We start from the raw sequence: 20,023 nt of genomic DNA, 5'->3' as shown, positions 1-20,023 counted from the left end.
CGGCCAAGCACCTGAGTGCGGCCTTCGGCTGTCCCATCCGCCTTAAAAAAGCCCGCGGGCGTTACGCGGCCTCCGTGGCCCCCCGCGCCGGCAGCCCGGTCTGAGGGAAAAGGATTTGCCAGCTCCGGCGATCCGACCTATGATGCGGCCGGTTCCACCCATTCCAACCTTCATGAGGGAGAAGCCCATGCTCAATAAATTCCGCAATTCCCTGCGGGCCCTGCTTGTCGTCATCCCGGCCGTCTTCATATTCGCCACCGTCATCACCAACTGCGCCGGCAGCGGCGACGACTGCGACGGAGAGGTCAACGTGGCCACCGCCGACGAGTGCACCGTCTACGCCAACGAAAACGATTGCGACGACTCCAGCTTCGAGAACGGCGTCTGCACCGTCTCGGGCTGCAACAACTGCGAGATCATCGTCGACGACGGCGATCCCGTCATCGACGTGGACGATTCCGGCTTCTAGTAGCCCGACGATTCCGTTTCCAAAGGCCTTCGCAATCCGCGAAGGCCTTTTTTTTTAGTCTGTCGGTGGATCTCCGGGGAGGGTGCCCGGGTGGTGGTTGGGATCCAAGGGAATGATCCACGGATCGGCGGAGAAGAAGGAGGAGTCGGCGGTCGCCAAATCGACGTCGGGATCGATCAGCTGCTGGTAGGGGCGGCCGTTCAAAGTGACCCAGGCATCCACCCGGATGATCGGGTTTTGGATCCCCTGGCCGGCGAGCTCGCGCTTCACGTGCTGGACGTACTGCCAGATGAATTGCGGCCGTTGCCTCATCTTTCCGTATTGAAATTCATTCAGCTCCAGCAGTGGGTCGACCTGGAAGGTCCGTTGCGTAGCCGGGTCGGTCACCCAGATCTTGAGCCGTCCCTGCTTGTCCCTCAGTTTCATGTGCCAGGCGAAGAGGTGGCCTTCCTCCGTCCAACTGACCTCGCCCGGGATGAGGAAATGCCGGAAGGGGACGAGGATTTGCACCGCGAAATACGCGGCGATCAGGGCCAAGGTAAGCTCCCGCCCTCGGCTTTGCGCTGGGGCCGCGACCTCCGCCGGCGGCGGGGATTTCTGAGCGAATAATTTGCGCGGCCAGTCGGGGTCGTCGAAGAGGGTGGCCGCGGCGATCATCAGGAAGGGGAAGACGCCGATCTGGAACAGGACGCTGTTCGTCAGGTTGAAGAAGAGCACGACGAGGAAGGCGGCGAAGCGCGTCTTGCGCCACCACAGGAGGAAGCCGATGGAGAGGTCGAAGACCAGGCCGCCCCAGCTGAAGAAGTAGGGCGCCCACTCGGTCGTCATCAGCGGGCCGACGATGGGCAGGTCCGCCACCTTGAGCAGCCAGCGCCGCATCGGTTCGCCCTGCAGCCAGTCGGCGTTGAGCTTGGCGAGCCCTCCGTAGAAATAAATGATGAAGAACTGGGCGCGGAGGATGAAGAGGTTCCAATTGGGCACGAAGGGGGCGCACGGCCGAGGGCGCTGCGCGAGCGAGCCCCACCGCGTCGCCGAGGTAAACAGCATCAGGAAGCAGAGCAGGATGATCGCGTAGTAGTGGTTGTTGTAATAGGCCTTGTCCAAGAGGAAGACGTAGGAGAAGCCCAGCAGAAAGACCAGGACGCAGGTCCGGTAGAGGATGCCGGCGGCGATGCCGATCCCCGCGGCGACCATCAGGATCAGCAGGGCGCGGAAGTAGGGCTCGGGCAGCGGACGCAGCCACTCGAAGAAGGCATAGCTGAAGCGGAAGCCGGGCTCGAGGTAGTAGTCGACGAAGCGATCCCGCGCCAAATAATAGTAGGCCTGCCAGGCCATCAGGGCGCCGAACAGGATGCGGAACATCCCCAAAGAGGCGGCGTCGACGGGCTGGAAGAGTTTGGCGGAGAACCTGTGCAGAAGCGAGCTCATGGGTCGCGGCGCGGCCTCCCGACTGGGCCGCAACATGGACTATTTTGCGAGGAAGCTCAAGGCTTCATCCCGGCGCCCTCCAGCCCCAGCTCGGCGGCGGCCTTTTCCTTCAGCTCCGGGACATTCTCCTTCAGCCACTGGATGGTGTCGCGCAGCGTCGTCTCGGGGTTGCGCGAGACAAAACCCAGGTCTTCCTTGGCATAGAGCGAGCTCAGGCCCCAGTGCTTCGAGGCCATCTCGAAGACCACGGGGTCCGGCAGGATGGGGTGGGGGCGGGGCGGGAGGAAGCGGTCGAGCAGGCCCGAGGTCTTGGCGAGCAGCTTGGCCGCCAGCGGCGGCAGTTGCAGCTTGGGCGGAGGCACCCCGCCCAGCTCGGCGACTTTTTTGAAAAAGGCCTCGATGCGGTAGGCGGTCCCGCAGAGGTGGTAGACGGGCTTGGGGCGCGAGATCCGCATGGCGCGGAGCATGGCCTGCGTCACGTCGCGGATGTCGACGAAGTGCATCCCGCCGTTGACGATGAAGGGGAGCTTGCCGCGCAGCAGGCGGGCGATGTGGCTGGTAGCGCGCATCCGGTGATCGCCCGGGCCCAGCAGCACCGGCGGGCGCAGGATCACCAGCTCGACGCCCAGCGACTCGGCCAGCTTGCGGCCCTCGCGCTCGGCGCGGATCTTCGAGGCGTAGTAGGGCCAAGAGCCGACGGTCGCCTCTTGGTAGGGCGATTTCTCGTCCGCCTGGCGGTCCGGCGTCGCGAAGCAGCCCACCGTCCCGGAGGTGGAGACGAAGAGGACGCGGCATTTCCGCTCTGCGCCCAGCTCGACCATGCGCAGCAGCCCCTCGACGTTGGTGCGCAGCATCTCCTCGGGCTCGCGCCGCGTGTGCTTGATGACGGCGGCCAGGTGGTAGATTCCGCCCAGGCCCTGTAGGCGCGGATCGTCCTTCCATTTTTTCGGCTCGGTCACCGAGCCCTCGATCAGCTCGACGCCCTTCAGGCCGTGGGTCCAGTTTTGGGAGGCCCAACTTTTCTTGTCGCGGACCAGGGCGATCGGCAGGACCTCGGGGTCTTGGCTCAAGGCCTGGAGCAGGTGGCGGCCGACGAAGCCGGTGGCGCCGGTGACGAGGAAGGGAATTTTTTTCATATTCACGCTCCTGTGCAAACCTACGAATCCATCAACCCACCGCCGCCAGACGCGCGGCGCCCTCCGGCCAGCGGCAGGCCTCGCGGTAACGATTCAAGTCCTGCGCCTTCGGCCCCCAGGCGTAACCCTCGCCCTTGGGCAGCTGGACGAGGATCTCGCGCGCGACGAGGTCCTCGAGGCAGGCCTCGAGGTGCGGCAGGTGCGCGCCGGGGATCTCCGGCAGCAGCTCCACGGCGGAGCGGAGCGGCACGTGGCCCGGGCGCTCTCCCAGGGCCTCCGCTGCGCCGAAGTAGTCGCGGCAGAGGGGCTGGAAGAGGGCTTGGAGTACCGAGCCAAGGCGCTCGTCGCCCGCCGCGCCGGGGCGCGGCGTGGGGACTTCCATGTAAAGATTACCTCGCAGGAAATGCCGGATCGCCGGGTGCTCCGGAAAGGCGGCCAGGGCCTCGGGGAAGAAATAGTGGCTCCACTGGTAGTGGAAGGTCGCGGCGATCGTCGGGTCGACCTTCTCTTCCCCCTTGAGCGGGCTCTCCAGGACGCGGCCGCCGCGGGCCTCGATGGCCGACTTCAGCCAGTCCAGGCCGATGCCCGGCAGGGGGTGCTTTTGCAAAAAGCTGCGCAGGTGGTGGGTGGTGGGCGCCAGGCCCGCCTGCAGCTCGGCCATCACCTGGAGGCTCAGTCCGTTCAGGTCGCTGTCGAGGTTCATCGTCAGGGGCCGGCCGCAGGTCATGTGGATGCGGCCCAAGCGGATCTCGCCGCGCAGGACGCGGCCGATCCAGGCCAAGAGGCCGCCCAGACGCATCTTGGGCTTGGGCGCCCCGCTCAGCTCGCGTTGGAAAGAGTTTTCTTCGGGCAGGCGGTCGTAGCTGATCGAGATCGGCAAGATGCTGCAGGCCTGGCCCGAGGCCTGGAGGCACTTGAGGATCCCGCGCCGCGGCTTCAAGGCCTGGCGCGAGCGGCTGCGCGTGCCCTCGATGAAGAACTCCAAGGCCTGCTTGCGACTCACCAAGTCGTGGATCTGCCGCGTCAGCTCGGGGTTTTCGCGGCCCAGGCCGCGCTGGACGTAGAAGGCCTGGGTTTTGCGGATGACCTTGCCGAGCAGCGGGATCTTGCCGAACTCCTGCGCCGCCGCGATGTGCGGGATGGCGATCCCCAGCTCGGGATAGGCGAAGAAGAGATAAGAGCAGAGGATGAAATCTAGGTAGCTGCGGTGCGTGGGGACGATCACCAGCAGGGTGTCGTCGGGGATAGCGCGGCGCGCGGCCTCGAAGGCCTTGCGGTCGAAGGTGATGGCGTCCGCCGAGCGGCGCAGCACCTTGCGCGCCAGGTAGGCCGAGGCGCGGATCGCGCCGTTGCCCTTGGGCCGCGAGGCGGTCCAGCGCAGGTCGCCCTCGAAGCCGCGGTGCTTGCGCCCCGCGAAGGGGACCTCGCGTTCGTCCTTCTTCATCAAAAAGCGGTAGACGCCGCTGCACACCGTCTCGATGTAGGCCTTTTTCTCGAAATCTACGTCGTCGATCGGCATCGAGGGGCGGAAGTCGAAGGTGCAGTGCGTGAAGTAGGGAAAACCCGTATTCAAATAATGCAGCTGGCCGGTGAGGCGCTCGACCTGCTTTCGTTTCTTCTCGTTGCCGCTCAGCTTGAACCAGGCGGCCAGGGCCTTGCCGGGACCCAGGTGCCACTGCCAGTGGCGCAGGCGGAAGGTCAGGTTGTCGGGCCCGGTGTAGCGCAGGTGCGGGTAGCGGTCGAGGGGGTAGCGGCGGAAGTAGCCCTCGATCACGTCGATGTTCTCGCGCACCGAGCAGCTGTGGCGCTTGCCGGCCACCGCGTAGCGGATGGCGGGTTCGCCGGGCGCGGCGTCGGAATCGGTGAAGGCGCTGCGCAGGATGCGGTCGGCGACCACGTCGCAGGGGACGATGTCGAGCAGCGTGGCCTCGTCGACGACCACCGCCCGCAGGTAGCCCGCGCCGATCAGGGCGACGAAGCCGGCGAAGGCCGCGCGGCTGTCGATCCAGCCGGGGAAGGGGTGCTTCCAGCAGGCCGAGACGATGCTGGGCCGCACGATGCTTAAGGGGACCTCGCCGCGGTTTTCCAGCAGCAGGTGCTCGGAGAGGCACTTGGTCAGGGTATAGGTGTTGGGGTGTCCCGTCTCTTTCAAGAGCTTGCGCGCGTCGAATTTCCCGTCGAGGATGTCTTGATAGATCTCGCGGGCCGGGCGCGGCAGGGCGACCGGCGCCTCGGCGACGGGGACGTTCGTCCCGCGGTGCGGCGTCACGTAGGCGGTGGAGACGTTGACGAAGCGCTTCAGGCGCCGGCAGGACTTGGCCAGCTCGAGAACATGGAGGCTGCTGGCGATGTTGGCCTTGGCCGCGACGGGCAGGGGGAGGTCGAATTCGACCGAGGCGGCGCAGTTGATGATGTGCGTGAGTTGTCCGCCCAGCGTCTCGCGGTCGGCGGCGTTCAGGCCGCAGGCGGTCTCGCTCAGCTCGCCGCCGACGACGGCGACGCGGTCTTCCCAGCCGGCCGGCAGCTTCGAGAAGCAGGGCGAGGTCGCGACCTCGTGGTGGAAGCGCTCTTGGGGCGAGTGGCCCTTCTTGCCGGAGCGGATCAGGACGTAGACCTTCTCCAGGTCGAACTCTTCCGCGCGGCGCAGGATCTCTTCTAAGACGACCTTGCCGACGAAGCCGGTGACGCCGGTGATCAGGACATGGTGGCCAGGCTTGGTCATTGCGCGCCTCCCGCGGCCTTCGGGGCCGGCGAGTCCTTCGCCCCGACCCCCTGGTTGGCGCTGCCGAAGACGTTGTGGGGATCGAGGGCGCGCTTGGCCTGCTCGACCCAGGCGAGGGTCGCGGGCGACTTGATCTGCGGGAGGAAGCGCTGGCGAAGCTTACCGATCCCGTGGTGGTGGGAGAGCGAGCCGCCGTTTTTCAAAATTTCCTCGCGGGCGATGACTTCGAGCTCGGCGTAGACCTCGGAAGGATGGGGAACGCCCTTATAATAGTAGCCGAAGTAGAAGTAGACGCAGACGCCGGTCTCGTAGACCTGGGTCACCCGGCAGGTGATGAAGGGCTTGCCGGGCAGCTTACGGCGTTCGTACTCCTCGGCCAGGCGCCGCTTGACGTTGGCGCAGAGCGCCTCGGCCTGGCTCCAGGGCACCGAGGTCTCGAAGGACTCGGCGAGGAAGTAGTGCTTCATCACGAAGTCGCGGATGTAGGCGATGCCGAAGGTCAGCTGGTAGCCGCGGATGCCGTTCTCGGCGCCGGCCTTCATCCCGCCGTGGCGCTTGGCCAGGCCGTAGACCGTCTTCTCTTGCGCGGCGACCTCGGCACGGCTGCCCTCGAAGACGATGGTGCAGGCGACCATCTGCTGCGGGTCGAAGCCCTTCAGCTTCACGACGAAGAATTTTTCCAGCTTGCTCTTCAGCGCCTTGAGCCCCGTCGCCTTGGGCTTGAGCGCCATGCCGAATTGGAATTGCAGGTTGTCGACCAGGCGGATGCTGGCGGGCACCGCGTGGGTCTGGGCGAGCTCGTAGAGGAAGGCGACGCCGTCCTGGAAAGTGGGGAAGAGGATCGATCCGTAGTTCTGCACTTCCGGCAGGGGGAAGAGCTTCACCACCGCTGAGGTGACGATGCCCAAGTTTCCCTCCGATCCGAAGAGCCAGAGCCGCGGATCGCTGCCCACCGACTCGCGGGGGGTGACCGAGCTGCGCTCCAATTTGCCCGCGGCGGTCACGGCGTGGATGTCGAGGACGAGATCCTCGATGTTGCCGTAGCGGTTCTTCTTCATGCCGCTGGCGTGGGTGGCGATCCAGCCGCCCAGGGTGGAGAACTCGATCGAGTCGGGCTCGTGGCCCATCGTGAAGCCGTAGCCCTTGAGCTGCTCGACGATGTGGCGGCCCACCGCGCCGGCCTGGATGCAGGCCATGCGATTGACCGGATCGATCCAGAGGATGCGGTTCATGCGGCGCATGTCGACCGAGACGATGAAGCGGGCCTCGTTTTCGGGGCAGCGCAGGGCCTCGGTCACCGAGGTTCCGCCGCCGAAGGGGATGAGGCAGGCCTCGTACTTCAGCGCCGCCTCGACCAGGGCCGCGACCTGTCCTTCCTCGGTGGGGAAGACGACCAGGTCGGGGATGCGTCCGATCTTGCCGTACTTGATCGCGAACATCTCCTCTTGGGTGTGGCCGTGGCCGTGGCGCAGGCGGATCTTCGGGTCCTGGCTCAGCTGGTCCTCGGCGAAGGTCTTGCGCAGCTCGGCGAGGAACTGGGGGTGCGCCAGCGCCTCGGGGATGGGCGTGGGATAGGCCGGCGGATAGACGTCGTCGGCGCGCACCGGCACTTTCATGACCTCGCTCACCCAGGGGAGCAGCGAGGGCAGCTCCTGGCCGCAGAGCGAGTAACGCGAGCCGGTGAGTCGGACGCTGCCGTTGTTTAGGATTTCGAATTTCGTGTCGCGGAAGCCCCAGACGTCGAGGCTCTCTTCTTCATCGGGCTTGGGAGCGGGGGCCGGGGGGAAGATGCGGGTCGGCGAGTTTTCCATGCGCGATTCCTCTGTAAAGATTTCCCGGGAAAGAATGGGCCTTGAGCTAGACGAATTTTCGAGGAAAAACAAGTCAAAATTAGACTGACATGTCAGTTTAATCTTGGGCTAATTTCCTATGATTTTTCCAGTATTTGACAGGGGGTGCCGAGGTATGAGAAGGAGGTCTTGGCGGGCACCCCCCCCATGCGGGGCCCGCAGCTTTTATGGGCCAACACCTCGACAAAGAGCAGCGCAAAACTCAACTGATGCAGGCCGCCTTGGCCGCCTTCGGCAAGAAGGGCTATCACGACACGCAGGTCTCCGACATCATCGCGCAGGCGAAGGTCGCGCGCGGCACCTTCTATCTTTACTTCGAGGGCAAGCGCGAGATCTTCGAGGCGATCATCGCGCAGATCTTCCAGGAGATCGCGGGGCAGATCCGCGCCCTGCCGCTCGACGCCGTCGACCAGATCCCGGCGCAGATCATGGGCAACCTGCGGCGGGTGACCGCGCTGCTGATGAAGAACCCGCTGTGGATCAAGCTGGTGTTCAGCGACGCGGTGGGCCTGGACAGCGAGTTCGACGAGCACATCCGAAAATTCTATGAGCTGGTCCTCGACTACATCCGCCGCGGCCTCAGGCAGGGGCAGAAGATGGGCTTCGTGCGCGAGGGCGACGTCGGCGTGCTGGCGGTCTGCCTGCTGGGCGCGGTGAAAGAGGTATTTTACCAGTACGTCCTGGGCACCGAGAAGCCCGCGATCCGCGACATCGAGCGCGAGATCTACACCTTCGTCATCACCGGCATCATCCACCCCGCGCTGCGCGGTGGCTTGGACGCGATCCTGGGCAGCATCGAGGAGGCCGAGGCGCCGAAGCGGGCGCGGGGCTAAGCGATCGCCGGGATAATTTTTTAGGAATCCTTTGCCGCATAAATCGCGGCCGGGAGAAGCATGAAGGTCCTTCACGAATTTCGCATTCCCTACCAACGGGACCCCGATCTCGCGGCCTTGGTTGCCGCGCACCTGGGTATTACCCCCGATCAAATCGGCGACATCCGCGTCCTGAAGCGCAGCCTCGACGCCCGGCAACGGCACAAGCTGGCCTGGGTCTACTCCCTCGAGGTCTATTTCCGGGGAGAGGAGGTCGCGCGGACCTTCGAGCCTTTTCCGCAGGTCTCCTGGAAGGGGCCGCCGCCGCTCATCCTGGGCGCGGGGCCGGCGGGGCTCTTCGCGGCCCACACCTTTCTGGCCCACGGGATCAAGCCCGTCCTCTTCGAGCGCGGCGCGCGGACCCACGCGCGGATGCTCAAGATCAGCCGCTACTGGCGGCGCGGCGAGCTCGATCCGGACAGCAACGTCTGCAACGGCGAGGGCGGGGCCGGTACCTTCAGCGACGGCAAGCTGATCACGCGGATCAAGAGCCCGCTGATCCCGCGCGTGATGCGGGCCTTCGTCGACTACGGCGCGCCGCCGGAGATCGCCTATGTCTACAACCCGCACGTCGGCAGCAATTTGATCCGCGAGGTCATCAAGAAGATGAGCGACGACCTGATCGCGCGCGGGGCCGAGCTGCGCTTTGACACGCGGGTCGAGGCCTTGGACCTGGCCGGCAACCGGACGCAGGGCGTCGTCTTGGCCGACGGGACGAAAGTCGCGGGCACCGGGCTTATCTTGGCCTGCGGGCACAGCGCGGGGGATTTTTTTCATACCCTGCAATCGCAGGGGGTCTGTTTCGAGCCGAAGCCCTTCGCCTTGGGGCTGCGCATCGAGCACCCCCAGGCTACTATCGACCGCTGGCAATACGGCGAGGCCTGCGGCCTGCCGGGCTTGGAGACGGCGCAGTACAAGCTGCAAAGCTATTGGGATGCCGAAAAGGTCGGCGTCTACACCTTCTGCATGTGTCCGGGCGGCTACGTCATCTCCAGCACCACCGACCCCGGGACGATCGTCGTCAACGGGATGAGCAACTACCACCGCAATTCCAAGTGGGCGAACGCGGCCGTGGTCTGCAGCGTCGACACCTGGCGCGTCGCCGGCGAGGGGCCCTTCAAGATGATGGAGTTCCAGCGCGGGATCGAGCGCCAAGTCTACGCCGCGAGCCGCGCGCGCGGCGAGGGCCGGGCGATCCCGGCGCAGCGCCTGGAGGATTTTCTGGAGGGCCGCGAGGGCCCGGTCACGGCCAAGTCGAGCTGTCCCTCCGGCATCGTGGCGGCGGATCTCTCGAAGCTGCTGCCGGAGTGGATCGTCGATTACCTGCGAAAGGGGCTCTTGGATTTCGACCGCCGGCGCCGCGGCTTCGCCCACCCCGACGCGGTCCTGCACGCGGTGGAGTCGCGCACCTCCTCGCCGGTCCGCATCCCCCGCGACCCGGAAACCTTCGAGAGCGTGTCGACCGAGGGGCTCTTCCCCTGCGGCGAGGGTCCGGGCTACGCGGGCGGCATCACCAGCGCGGCGGTGGATGGAATGCGGGCGGCCTTGGCGTGGATTGAAAAATTTGTCCAATGAGGGGTGCGTTCTTCATTTCCTATTTTTTCAAAATCGTTGCCTGCAGTCCCCGTTCTTAAAATGCAGTTTTTTTCCCCCACGTTGAAATTCCTCTGAAAATCGTACTCCCGCGCTTAGCACGGCCCTTGCTTTTCCCTCCCTGGAAGACTCCATCGGGCTTTGCGGAAGCCCTTCGGAGGAAATGGATAGACAGACAAAGGAGATCGAATATGAAAAACAAGATTCTTGCTTCCGCGGCCTCGCTGTTCGCGGCGTTGTTTATCAGCGCCTCGGCCTTCGCCGTCGAAGCCATCGGCGGAGGTTCGATTCGCATCACTCTGACCCCGGAAAATGCGGCGAACCTTAAAGTCAAGATCTACAGCGAGGGCGAGGAAACCGAACACTCGATTCCCTCGGACGAGGTGCTTCGCCTCTCCACCACCAACCTCGTCGGAGTGGACGCCCCTAAGGACAACGAATTCATTCTTGAAAAATACAAAGAGGCAACCGGCTTTGTCGTCATGGGAGATTCCGACGAGACTCTCGTTCAACTTACTTCCGAGAAAACGGGCATCAATATGCCGCTGCACTTAGATTTCCAATGGTATCCGAAGCTGAGAATCCTGACAGCGGCGGAAAAAGTGGAGGTGTTGAGCGAGTCCGGTGAGGTCCTTCACGAGTTGGCGGCGGAAAATCCCTTGAGCCTTTCATCTGCGCCAGGCATGGCCATCCGTTTCACAGTGCTCGGCGCCGACTCGGGGGATGCGCAAGTCCCGGCCGATAATAATGAAGATTTTGTTCCGGCGCCCAATAGCGGGGCTACGGGCGGTTGCAGTCTGGCCGCCAACGCCGGCCCTAATTTAGGGACTGCCTGGATGGCGATTCTGCCAATCGCTTTCGCGGCGGTGCGGAGATTTTGGCCTATATAACGGGCTTCCTATTTTAAAAAACGCCCGCCTTTTTCGAGGCGGGCGTTCTTTTCCTGAGGATGATGTTTTGGGACTACGGTTTCGGCCGCATCCGAAGCCATCCGGCCAGGCCCGCGACCAGTGCCGACAGCAGGCCCAAATCCAGGCTCCCCGCAGGTGCGGTCGCGAGGCTGCAGCCGCCCTTGCCCTCCGCGCCCGCGGCAGGCCCGGTCGCCGCGCCGCCGCCCGATCCGCCGCTTCCTCGCTGCGCCGAATCGCCGCCGACGTTTCCGCCCGATGCGCCCGCGGGTTGGGTGTTCTTCACCACCACCTCGATCGGGATACCGGGGTCGGCGCCGATCAGGTTTTTCTTCTCGTCGTTCAGCTTCCGCATCAGCTCGTCCTTGGTATAGGCCGACTTGAAGGTCTCGCCGGTGTACTCCGTGCGATTCGTGATGGGGCAACGCAGGTTGGGCGTGCTCCCCACGTCGTCGCGCACCTCGGCGCCGTCCTTGCAGACGGCCACCCTCCGCTCCGTCTCGGCGTTGACGAATTTACCCTGGATGCTCACCGGCACGGCGGCGTCCAAGATCCCCTCGTCGCGGTTGAGGTTCTTGTAGTCGGTGATTTCGTGGTTCTTATACTGGTTGAACAGGGTCACCAGCCCGCGGCTGGGCGCCTCGAGGTCCTGCGGCAGGCCGACGTTGAGCTTCAGCTCCTGATCGCTCAGCTCCATGAAGAACACCGTGTGGTGCCGCGCGTCGGGAAAGACGTTGAGGAACTTCATCGTCTCTTCCTTGTCGACCGGGAGGTTCACCAGGCTTCCGTCCGCGAGCTTGTAGCTCACGGTCGCGGGGCCCTCGAAATTGAGGATGAGTTTTTCGCCGTCCGCCCAGGGTTGGCTTTCGATCGTGAAGGCGCTGAAGCATTGGCTTAGGCCTAGCAGGCAGGCGATTAGAAAGAAGAGACGGGTCCAGCGGGTGGGCACGATAGGGTATTTCATAGGTCCTCCTTGTCGTGCACCCCCGAAGGTGATGCAGAAATACCTAGCAATCGTGTTGCCAATTCCGTGGATTTTTTTCTTGAATCATTTCATGCAAGGTTTTTTGGCCGGGCTCTATCAAAATGAGAAATTCTCATTTTGAGCGATATTTTGTACGAAAACTGATCCAGCTGAGCCGGATTTCCGCACCGTTCCCTCAAGGTGAGGGGGCCCAAGAAAAAGACTGAAATAAAGGAAGGGAATAAAAGACTTACCGGCCCAGGGCCTTGTCGTATTCCTTGAGCAGCTCGCGCCCGCCCTCGAGCAGGATCACCAGGTGGTCTTGCATCGCCTCGTCGAAGCCCTGTTTTTCGAGGATCTCGTAGATCTCGATCGACTCGATGGCGGCGTTCTTTTGGTGGCAGAGGATGACGAACTTGAAAAATTTGGCGTCGTCCTTGGGGTCGGGGACCAATTTATTCGCGCTCTTCAGGTAATCTTCAAAAGCGGCCTTCACCTCGGCGGGCAGGTTTTCGAACATGCGGGATTCCTTCGTGAATTTAGTGACGGCCCCAGCATAGCCGCTGGGCGCGCGGCCAGCAACCATTTAATGAGGGGAAATTCCCACCGCGGCGGGCAGGTCCTGGGCGCCCGGCGTCCGCCCCCGCAGCAGCTCCCAAACCGCCTCGAAGCGATCCTCGCTGCGCCAGGGGAAGCGCAGCCTTTGGACGTGGCGCTCCGGGGCCTGCGGGTCGACCCGAATCCCCCAGAGTGGCTGCAGGCTTTGCGGCAGGGTGGAGAAGCGCAGGTCGCCCAGCTCGAGGGGCGCCGCGTCCAGCTCGGCCACGTAGCCCTGGGTGAACCAGGCGAAGGTCCGCAGGTCCCGGGCCAAGGTCGAGTCGGGCGGCAGGTCCCGCAGTAGGGCCTTGCTGGAATAATGCGGTAGGGAGCCGCCGCGCCAATATTGCTTGGCGCCCCCGTAAGGCACCCGCAGGGCGTCGACGTAGAGCCGGCCGTCGGAAAGATAGATCGAGCGCCACAGCAGGTGCGGGCCCAGCGAAGGAATCACGCGGCCGCGCTCGACGGCGTGCCCCCGCGAGCGGGCCAGCTCGGCCTGAAATTCCGCCGCGCGGTGGTGCTGGACGAAGCCGAGGCCCAAGTAGGCCGTGGACAAGAGCAGGGCGGCGATCGCCGCGTTGCCAAGGCGCCGGCGCCAAGAGACGACCAATCCGACCAGGAGGGCGAGGGTGTAGAAGGGATCGATGATGAAGACGTTGTCCCAAGCGACGCGCTCGCGGGAGAAGGGCCAGTAGAGCATCGTGCCGTAGGAGGTGCAGGCATCCAGCAGGCCGTGGGTCGCGAAGCCGGCGATGGCGGCGACCAGCATCAGCGCGAGGGGAGGCTTGCGCCGCAGGAGCAGCCACAGCAGAAATCCCACCAGGGCTCCGCCCACCGGGATGAAGGCCAGGCTGTGCGTGAAGTGCCGGTGGTACTCGTACATCAGCAGGGGATTTGCCTGCGAGCGGATGAAGATGTCCAGGTCCGGCGCCATGCCGCCCAGGATGCCGGCGACGGTCGCCGCCGGCGTGACTCTTTTTCTTAAAACGGCCTGGGCGGCCACGCCGCCCAGAAGTCCCTGCGTCAACGGATCCATAATATCCCTACACTGTTCAAATGCTCCGCAAAGGTTATACTGCCTGACGCCGCCCGAGGCGAAAAGCTTTTCTATGGAATGGAAGATCCACCGCAGCCTGCAAGAGATCCCCCGCGAGGCCTGGAACGCCCTGGCCATGGGGGACTTCCCCTTTGCGGAATACGACTACCTCCTCGCGATGGAGCTGGGGGCCTGCGTCGGCGCGGAGCCTGGCTGGATTCCGTATTACCTCGGCGCCTGGGAGGGCGGGCGGCTGCTGGGCGCGAGCTTCCTCTACCAGAAGGACAACAGCCACGGCGAGTTCATCTTCGACTTCGGCTGGGCCCGCGCCTACCACGAGCACGGCCTGAGCTATTACCCGAAGTGGGTCTCGGCCAGCCCCTTCACGCCGGTGACGGGGCCCAAGCTGCTCATCCACCCCCAGGCCGACCGCGAGGCGCTGGGCCACGCCCTGCTGGAGCGGGCCCTCGAGCTGCGCCGCCGCGAGGGCGGCAGCGGCCTGCACTATCTATATCTCGCGGAGGGCGAGATCCCGATCTTCCGCGACTGTGGGGCGATGATCCGGCACAGCTACCAGTTCGAGTGGCGCAACGCGGGCTACCGAGATTTTCAGGATTTCCTCGACGGGCTGCGCCGCAAGCGCCGCCTGCAGGTCGCGCGCGAGCGGCGGCGGGTCGCGGAGCTGCCGGTGGAGATCGTCGCGCTGACCGGCGCGGAGATCGAGGCCGAGCACTTGAGCGCGATGTACAGCTTCTACGTCGCGACCTTTCACAAGAAATTCTGCTCGCCCTATTTGAGCCGCCGCTTCTTTGAGGAGGTCCACGCGCGGATGCGCGAGAGAATGGTCCTGATCCTCGCCCGGCGCGGCGGGGAGTGGGTGGCGGGCTCGATCAACTACCGCAAGGGCGCGGCGCTCTACGGCCGCTATTGGGGCTGCGCGGAGGAATACCGCAACCTCCACTTCGAGCTCTGCTACTACCGCACGATCGAGTACGCGATCCGGCACGGCCTGGCCCGAGTGGACGCCGGCGCGGGCGGCAGTCACAAGATGCTGCGCGGCTTCCGCCCTGAGCTCACCTACAGCGCCCACTGGATCGAGCACCCCGGCTTCCGCGAGGGGATCCGCCATTTCCTCGAGAAGGAAAAGGCCTTCATCGCGGAAGAGCTGGCCTACGCGCGGGAGCACGACTCCTTCCGCCGAGCGGCGGAACGCGAGGCCGAGGAGACGGAATAGGTCGGGTTTTTTTGATTTAATAAATTCGAAACTTACGAGGCGTTTTTGAACGGGTGGCCGGGCGGGGGCCCCCCGCCGCCCGCAGCTTGCGAGGACGGTGGGGGTGCAGCCCGGACAGGTCCCGTTCAAAAACGCCTCGTAAGTTTCGAACTCCGAAAAAATTAAACCGGGATTTTTTCGACCTTGGCGATCTTCAGGGTCGGCCCTGTCGCCCGCCCCACCCCCACCATCTCGCCCTCGGCGGTGATCTCCCAGATGTCGGTGCGGAACTTGCTCACCCAGGTCTCGACCAGTTCCTCGGGGAGGAGGGCGGGCTTGCCCTGCTTCTTCCAGAGGATCTTCCGTCCGTCTTCGGTGGTGACTTGGATTTGGTAGGATTTTTTCTCGTCGCTCATGGGCGTTTCCTTAAGGCTGGGGTTCGACGAGGATCTCGCTGGTCAGGGAGTTGGCGATGAAGCACAGCTCGTGCGCGCGCTCGTGCATCTGGCGGATCTTTTCGGGGGCGGGCAAATTATCGCCGCCGAAGCGCACGCTCGGCCGCAATAAGATTCGCGTGACGGCCTCCTTGCCGGCGGCGTTCTTCTCGAGGATCGCGACGGCCTCGTCGCGGTACTCGTCGACGACGAAGCGCGACTTGGCGGCGATCGCCAAGAAGGTGAGGAAGTGGCAGCTCGAGGCCGAGGCGGCGAGCAGTTCCTCGGGATTGGGAAACTCCGCGCGCCCCAGATACTGAGGGGCCGAGGAGGCTTGCAGGGACGCTCCGCCGCCGAAGCGCAGCTCGTGCGTCCGGTCGTAGCTCTCGTATTTGAAGTCGGGGGTCTCACGTTTCCAGGCCAGCGCGGCGCGATGTTCGGACATGGGGCACCTCTTTTCCTCCACCGTATACCCCGTTTTGCGCGGGAAGTCATGCTTGGCAATCGGGGTCGGCGATGCCACAATGCCGCCATGCAGGCCCAGAACCAATTCTTCCAAAGCGGTATCACCCGGGACTTAGGCTTCCGCCTCCAGCAGCTCCGCAAGCTGCGCGAAGTCCTGGAGGAGCACGAACAAGACATCTACCGCGCCCTCCACGAGGACCTGCGCAAACCGGTCTTCGAGGCCTATGCCGGCGAATTGGGGATCCTCCTCGAGGAGACGAGGCACGCGATCAAGCACCTGAAGTCTTGGGCGAGGCCGCGGCGGCCGTCCTTGGGCCTGGTGCATTGGCCGGCCAGCGCCCAAGTCACGCAAGAGCCCTACGGCGTCGCGCTGATCTTAAGCCCCTGGAATTATCCCATCCAGCTCCTGCTCGGTCCCTTGATCGGCGCGATGACCGCCGGCAACTGCGCGGTGCTCAAACCCTCCGAACTCGCCCCGCACAGCGCGGCCCTGATCCACCGGATGATCAACGAAAACTTTCCGAAGGAATATATCGACGTGGCGGAGGGCGGCGTCCCCGAGACCCAAAAGCTCCTCGAGCAGCCCTTCGACTACATCTTCTTCACCGGATCCCCGCGCGTCGGCAAGATCGTCATGGAGGCGGCCGCGAAAAACCTGACGCCGCTCACCCTCGAGCTGGGCGGGAAGAGCCCCTGTCTGGTCGACGCCAGCGCCAACCTCGACGCCGCCGCCCGGCGCATCGTTTGGGGGAAGTTCTTCAACGCCGGGCAGACCTGCGTGGCGCCCGACTACTTATTGGTTCCGAAGGCGAGCGCCGGAGTCTTGATCGAAAAGATGCGCGCGGTCCTGCGCGACTTCTTCGGCGACGACCCGCAAAAAAGCCCCGACTACGCCCGCATCGTCAACGCCGCCCACTTCCAGCGGCTGAGCGAATACCTGAAGCAGGGTAAAATCCTCGCCGGAGGGAAGACCGACGCCCAAGACCGCTACATCGCCCCGACCCTGCTCGGAGGGGTGAAGCGCGACGCCCCCGTCATGCAGGACGAGATCTTCGGTCCCATCCTTCCCATCCTCGAGTACGAGGCGCTCGACGAGGCCCTCGACTTGATCCTGGACTATCCAAAGCCCTTGGCCTTCTACCTCTTTGCCGAAGACCCCAAGGCGGAGGCTCACGTCCTCTCCCGCGTCTCCTTCGGCGGCGGCTGCGTCAACGACACGATCGCGCACCTGGGCAGCCCCGAGCTGCCCTTCGGCGGCGTCGGCGGCAGCGGCTTCGGCAGCTACCACGGCCGGCGCGGCTTCGAGACCTTCTCGCACCCGCGCGCGGTGCTCAAGCGCTCAACCAAGATCGACATCCCGGTGCGCTATCCCCCTTATTCCGCCCCTTACAAGTTGAAGGTGGTCAAAAAATTGATGGGTTAGCCGGAAATTCAAGCCTCAAGACGCCCCTGTCCCGGGACGGAAAAATGGAATAAAATTATTTCAAATCAAATCGGAGGCATTATGGAAAGCTGGGAAGAAGAAATCGGCCAAGTCGATCATTTTTACAGCCACGCCCATATCGCCGGGATCTGGCTCAAGAACGGCAAGCTGAAACTGGGAGACCGCGTCCACATCAAGGGCCACACCACCGATTTCGAAGAGACGGTCACCTCGATGCAGGTCGAGCATAGGGACGTCCGCGAGGCCGACCCCGGCATGCACGTCGGGATCCCCGTCCACGACAAGGTGCGGGAGCACGACCGGGTCTTCATCATCCATCAATAAGGATCGCCGGCGATTTACGATCAGCTGAGGCGGCGGGGCCGTTGTTTAGCCGCAGCCGGGCTTGCCCTCCGTCCGGCAATGGTTGAGGCGGTGCAGCTCGCGCGAACCGCCCATGTATTTTCCCTTTTCCCAGTGAAGCTTCCCTTCGAAAGAACGCCGCCCGGAGACGATTTCCCGGTCCTTGCCTTGGCAGACCCGCTCTTCCTCGACGCGGAAGACCAGGTCCGAAACGCCCTCGTGCCTCGTGGGCAGGGCCTGCAGCGGCATCATCCTTTGGCCGAGGCGACATTCGGGCCGCTGCGGCAGGGCGAAGCCGTAGAGAAAGGGCCCGTCGTAGACGAGGCTCACCCGCTCCGGTCCCGCCAGAAACAGGTTGTAGATGTTGAAGGCCTCCGAGGAATTGAAGTGCCAGTTGTTGGCGAGGAAGACGAACTCCCCCGCCCGCACCGGGATCACGCCGAGGTCGGCGTTGAGGCTGACGTGCTGGTCCTGGGCGATCGAGACCAGGTCCAAGAGCTTGAGCGTCGGCTCCACCTGGACATAGGCCAAGAGTCCCGTGCCTTCTTGCAGGGTCAAGACGCGCAGCGAGTCGCCGTCCTGGACCTTCAGAAAGTAAAGGATCTCGCCCTTGGCGAGCGGAGAGCCGCCCGAACCCGTCTCGCCCGAGAAGCCGCCGAATTCCGCGCGCGGTTTTTTTGAATCTGCGGCGCTGCCGTCCGGCTTCAGGTTCGGATAGGCCTGCTTCAAGACGTTGAGGTAGGTCGCTGGACCTTTGGTCCCCACGCGGTCTTGGGCGCAGACGTCCCGGCCCTTCTGCGCCGCCTCGGGGCAGGCGCCTTGGAACCAAATGGTTCCGGAGACGGCGGAGAAGGGTCCCGCCGCGCGGGCGGCGGAGGCGAGGCAAAAAATCAACAGGAAGGGCGCAAGGCCTCTCCACGAGGGGCGCATCATCGGGGATCTCCTTTTTCGAGGTTGGAATCCAAAACCAGGGCCTTGCCCTGTCCGCGCGGGTCGCTGACCGCCTCGAAGCGCTTGGCCTTCGGGTCGTAGGCGACGGCCTGGACGTTCCCCCAGGGCTTTTGCAGGCGCGTGCCGATCTTGAATTTTTCCACAATCCAGCCGAAGAGTCGATCCGACTCGCCGAAGACGGCGGGCGGTTCCACCTGATAATGGAGGCGCTCGCCCGCGACGCTCGCCTCCAGGCTTTCTTTCAGAAAGTAATGCCGCATCAGGGTCTGCAGGACGCTGGTGATGATGCGCGGCCCGCCCGGCGAGCCGAGGGCCAGGAGCGCGCGGTCCTTCTTGGTGACGAGGGTCGGCGACATGCTGGAGAGCGGGCGCTTGCCCGGCGCCACCGCGTTTTTCTCCGACTGCACGAGTCCGAAGGCGTTGGGCACTCCGGGCAGGGCGGCGAAGTCGTCCATCTCGTCGTTCATCAGGATGCCGGTGTCCCCCGCGGTTACGCAGGAGCCGAAGGAGAGGTTAATCGTCAGCGTCATGGCGACCGCGTTGCCCTCGCCGTCCATCACCGAGAGGTGGCTGGTGTCGCCGCCGTCCTTCTTCAGCCAGACCTTGACCGGCATGTCCTTGACGAAATCCGGGTCGCCCATCCCGGCGTTGCGCTCGCGGAAGATCGTTTCCATGGTTTGGAGGAGGGCAATCGTCCAGGCCTCCGGCGTGGGGGACTTCTCCTTCTTGAAAAATTTCTCCAGCAGGATCATCCCGCGCAGGACGCCGACGCCGCCGGAGCTGGGCGGCGGCATGCCCCAAAGCTTGCCGAAGGGAAATTCCACCGCGAGGGCCTCGCGCTCGACCGCGCGGTAGGCGCTGAGGTCCGCCAAGTCGAGGATCGCGCCCTTGCCGCGGAGGTTTTCGACGAGGGCGCGGCCCAGCTGGCCTTGGTAGAATTCCGCCGCGCCGCGGTCGCGGAGTTTTTTCAAGGTTTCCGCCAGCTCTTTTTGCACGAGGATCCCCGTGCCCTTGGGCTTAAGCAGCTCCCGGTAGACCCGCGAGCTGTGGTAGTCGCGCGCCAGGCAGTCCGTCTTTTCCCGGACGCGCTCGCGCAGGGAGGGCTCGGGGCCGAAGCCGCTTTCGGCGTGGCGGATCGCTTCGGTGAAGAGCGAGGCCCAGGGGAGGCGGCCCCAGCGGCGGTGCAGCCATTCCAATCCGGCGATCTGTCCGGGGACGGCGATCGCGAGCGGGCCCACGCGCGAGGCCTCGGGGCCCAGCTCCGGATTCTGGTACAGGTCGGCGCGCGCGGCGAGCGGCGCGGTCTCGCGGAAGTCCAGCGCCTGCGCCTTTCGGCCCTTGGCGGGCCAGACCAACGCCATGCCGCCCCCGCCGAGGCCGGAGTTGTAGGGCTCGACGACGCCCAGGGTCAGGGCGGCGGCGACGGCGGCGTCGATCGCGTTGCCGCCCTCGCTCAAGACCCGCGCGGCGGCCTCGGTGGCCAAGGGGTGCTGGGTGGCGACGGCGCCGCCTTTCCCCGCGGCGGCGTAGAGGGCGCGGCCGGCGCAGAGAAGCACCAGGAGAATGCAGAGGCACAGCCATGCTTTGCGGCGGGACATG

General features: G+C 64.6%; 18 protein-coding genes. 7 read left to right on the top strand and 11 right to left on the bottom strand.

The window, feature by feature from the left end; translation table 11 throughout:
* Window positions 1-187 precede the first annotated feature (187 nt).
* Complete coding sequence (locus FBR05_06075; protein MDL1871755.1) at window positions 188-469, top strand: hypothetical protein; 282 nt, start codon at window positions 188-190, stop codon at window positions 467-469.
* A 54-nt stretch (window positions 470-523) separates the two neighbouring features.
* Here the strand turns inward: FBR05_06075 and FBR05_06070 are convergent, their stop codons facing one another.
* From FBR05_06070 to FBR05_06055, 4 genes are read right to left on the bottom strand one after another with little or no spacing between them, the layout of a single operon-like run.
* Entirely contained in the window at window positions 524-1,933 is a 1,410-nt protein-coding gene (locus FBR05_06070; GenBank protein MDL1871754.1) for an HTTM domain-containing protein, read from the bottom strand.
* Between the two features lie 20 nt (window positions 1,934-1,953).
* A complete protein-coding gene (locus tag FBR05_06065) occupies window positions 1,954-3,033 on the bottom strand; it encodes an NAD-dependent epimerase/dehydratase family protein (protein MDL1871753.1) in 1,080 nt (359 codons plus the stop codon).
* A gap of 31 nt (window positions 3,034-3,064) precedes the next feature.
* The gene (locus FBR05_06060) at window positions 3,065-5,755 is read right to left on the bottom strand and encodes an NAD-dependent epimerase/dehydratase family protein (GenBank protein MDL1871752.1); all 2,691 of its coding nucleotides are present in this window, start codon (window positions 5,753-5,755) and stop codon (window positions 3,065-3,067) included.
* Window positions 5,752-7,566 carry an FAD-binding oxidoreductase gene (locus FBR05_06055; protein ID MDL1871751.1) on the bottom strand — a complete coding sequence of 605 codons (1,815 nt, stop codon included), beginning with the start codon at window positions 7,564-7,566 and terminating at the stop codon, window positions 5,752-5,754. The genes FBR05_06060 and FBR05_06055 overlap by 4 nt, the downstream gene beginning before the upstream one ends.
* A gap of 206 nt (window positions 7,567-7,772) precedes the next feature.
* On the opposite strand from FBR05_06055, the gene FBR05_06050 reads away from it, so the two are divergent.
* The 3 genes from FBR05_06050 to FBR05_06040 all read left to right on the top strand — a co-directional run bounded on the left by FBR05_06050 (window position 7,773) and on the right by FBR05_06040 (window position 10,960).
* Window positions 7,773-8,438, top strand: a complete 666-nt coding sequence (locus tag FBR05_06050) for a TetR/AcrR family transcriptional regulator (GenBank protein MDL1871750.1) — start codon at window positions 7,773-7,775, stop codon at window positions 8,436-8,438.
* 60 nt (window positions 8,439-8,498) lie between these two features.
* A complete protein-coding gene (locus FBR05_06045) occupies window positions 8,499-10,052 on the top strand; it encodes a hypothetical protein (GenBank protein MDL1871749.1) in 1,554 nt (517 codons plus the stop codon).
* Between the two features lie 209 nt (window positions 10,053-10,261).
* A complete protein-coding gene (locus FBR05_06040) occupies window positions 10,262-10,960 on the top strand; it encodes a hypothetical protein (GenBank protein ID MDL1871748.1) in 699 nt (232 codons plus the stop codon).
* Between the two features lie 73 nt (window positions 10,961-11,033).
* Here FBR05_06040 and FBR05_06035 read toward each other — a convergent pair whose 3' ends face one another.
* The 3 genes from FBR05_06035 to FBR05_06025 all read right to left on the bottom strand — a co-directional run bounded on the left by FBR05_06035 (window position 11,034) and on the right by FBR05_06025 (window position 13,713).
* The gene (locus FBR05_06035) at window positions 11,034-11,942 is read right to left on the bottom strand and encodes a hypothetical protein (protein ID MDL1871747.1); all 909 of its coding nucleotides are present in this window, start codon (window positions 11,940-11,942) and stop codon (window positions 11,034-11,036) included.
* 250 nt (window positions 11,943-12,192) lie between these two features.
* Entirely contained in the window at window positions 12,193-12,462 is a 270-nt protein-coding gene (locus tag FBR05_06030; protein ID MDL1871746.1) for a hypothetical protein, read from the bottom strand.
* 66 nt (window positions 12,463-12,528) lie between these two features.
* Window positions 12,529-13,713 (bottom strand): metal-dependent hydrolase, encoded by a 1,185-nt coding sequence (locus FBR05_06025; GenBank protein MDL1871745.1) that lies wholly within the window; start codon window positions 13,711-13,713, stop codon window positions 12,529-12,531.
* On the opposite strand from FBR05_06025, the gene FBR05_06020 reads away from it, so the two are divergent.
* Entirely contained in the window at window positions 13,472-14,809 is a 1,338-nt protein-coding gene (locus FBR05_06020) for an N-acetyltransferase (protein MDL1871744.1), read from the top strand. The two genes, FBR05_06025 and FBR05_06020, sit on opposite strands and share 242 nt — an antisense overlap.
* 161 nt (window positions 14,810-14,970) lie before the next feature.
* Here FBR05_06020 and FBR05_06015 read toward each other — a convergent pair whose 3' ends face one another.
* Together FBR05_06015 and FBR05_06010 are read right to left on the bottom strand one after the other, a co-directional pair.
* A complete protein-coding gene (locus tag FBR05_06015; protein MDL1871743.1) occupies window positions 14,971-15,204 on the bottom strand; it encodes a hypothetical protein in 234 nt (77 codons plus the stop codon).
* 10 nt (window positions 15,205-15,214) lie between these two features.
* Entirely contained in the window at window positions 15,215-15,667 is a 453-nt protein-coding gene (locus tag FBR05_06010; GenBank protein MDL1871742.1) for an OsmC family peroxiredoxin, read from the bottom strand.
* 87 nt (window positions 15,668-15,754) lie between these two features.
* Here FBR05_06010 and FBR05_06005 point away from each other — a divergent pair, with 87 nt between their 5' ends.
* Window positions 15,755-17,110 (top strand): aldehyde dehydrogenase, encoded by a 1,356-nt coding sequence (locus FBR05_06005; protein MDL1871741.1) that lies wholly within the window; start codon window positions 15,755-15,757, stop codon window positions 17,108-17,110.
* An 81-nt stretch (window positions 17,111-17,191) separates the two neighbouring features.
* Window positions 17,192-17,455 (top strand): hypothetical protein, encoded by a 264-nt coding sequence (locus FBR05_06000; protein ID MDL1871740.1) that lies wholly within the window; start codon window positions 17,192-17,194, stop codon window positions 17,453-17,455.
* A gap of 45 nt (window positions 17,456-17,500) precedes the next feature.
* Here the strand turns inward: FBR05_06000 and FBR05_05995 are convergent, their stop codons facing one another.
* Both FBR05_05995 and FBR05_05990 read right to left on the bottom strand, forming a co-directional pair.
* Entirely contained in the window at window positions 17,501-18,406 is a 906-nt protein-coding gene (locus FBR05_05995; protein ID MDL1871739.1) for a hypothetical protein, read from the bottom strand.
* Window positions 18,403-20,022: a gamma-glutamyltransferase family protein gene (locus FBR05_05990; protein MDL1871738.1), complete on the bottom strand. Its 1,620-nt coding sequence runs from the start codon at window positions 20,020-20,022 to the stop codon at window positions 18,403-18,405. The genes FBR05_05995 and FBR05_05990 overlap by 4 nt, the downstream gene beginning before the upstream one ends.
* Window position 20,023 lies beyond the last annotated feature (1 nt).

This window comes from Deltaproteobacteria bacterium PRO3 (genome assembly GCA_030263375.1).
Taxonomy (GTDB): Bacteria; UBA10199; UBA10199; order DSSB01; family DSSB01; genus DSSB01.
This window is presented reverse-complemented; position numbering and strand designations above follow the sequence as displayed.